At 39.1% G+C, this 900-nt stretch carries 1 protein-coding gene; it reads right to left on the bottom strand.

The features are described 5' to 3' along the window. The coding region (locus LRL21_RS44715; RefSeq protein WP_240422204.1) for a hypothetical protein at positions 1-811 on the bottom strand (811 nt) is incomplete at its 3' end. Positions 812-900: the final 89 nt, after the last annotated feature.

The following is a 900-nucleotide window of genomic DNA, read 5'->3' as shown; positions in this document are numbered from 1 at the left end:
CTTTTGGAGGCACTAAAGTTAGCTGTTTGCCTGGACCGTCACCAAATTTATTGAATGGTATAATTTCGAACGTATCTTGATCTTTAAAATCAGCCAAAGTATACGCATAATTCCATTGACCGGATGCTCCCCCACTCGGTAGCGATGTTCCACTCCAAGTAGCAATAAGTGATCCATTACGTTTAAGTTTATAACCATCCGTACCCTTCACATGACCCCACGATAAAGCAATCGAATTGGATTTTAGAGTAGGTCTTGAATAAGTGAAAGTCTTTGGTTGCTCAGGAACAGTTGTAGGAAACGCAGTGGAAAACAAATTAGTTCCGTCAATCTTTATTAATGCTCCTGTTAAACTATCATTCGTATATGAGGTCTTAAGATCACTAGATGCCTTACCTCCAAACCCAAGTCCAGGGGCAAGTAAAACTCTGTTTCCATTGCTAAGGTCATATAGGTAATTGATTGGGAAACCCAATACAAAATAGCGTCCATCATCCGAAAAATATCCATTATAGTAATTGAGCCTGGCCAAGTCTATATCAGCACCGAGATTTAATGTAGAATTCGCATTCGTTGTTGAGTCGTAAACATTATAATTGTAGGCTGTAGTTGGCGTTGTGGTTGTCAAAGAATAAAATAACCTATTTCCATCTATTGATGACTTGATCAAATACAAGGAATCGCTACCACTGGGTACTGTAATGTTATGCATAGTGGTTAAACCAGAGCCCGCATTCCACCTCTTTAGTTTAAATATCCAGGGTGAAGCATTCGTTCTCGCAACAAATATTAAATCTCCGTTATCGCTCATTAAAAAACTCTGAATGGTTTCCCCTGCCACAGTAAAATTGGGGGATACTTGTGTTTGTGTAGCAGTGTCAACAACCTTTAAACTGTTTG

The sequence above is a fragment of the Paenibacillus periandrae genome, from assembly GCF_022458865.1.
In the GTDB taxonomy this organism is placed as follows: domain Bacteria; phylum Bacillota; class Bacilli; order Paenibacillales; family NBRC-103111; genus Paenibacillus_S; species Paenibacillus_S periandrae.
This window is presented reverse-complemented; position numbering and strand designations above follow the sequence as displayed.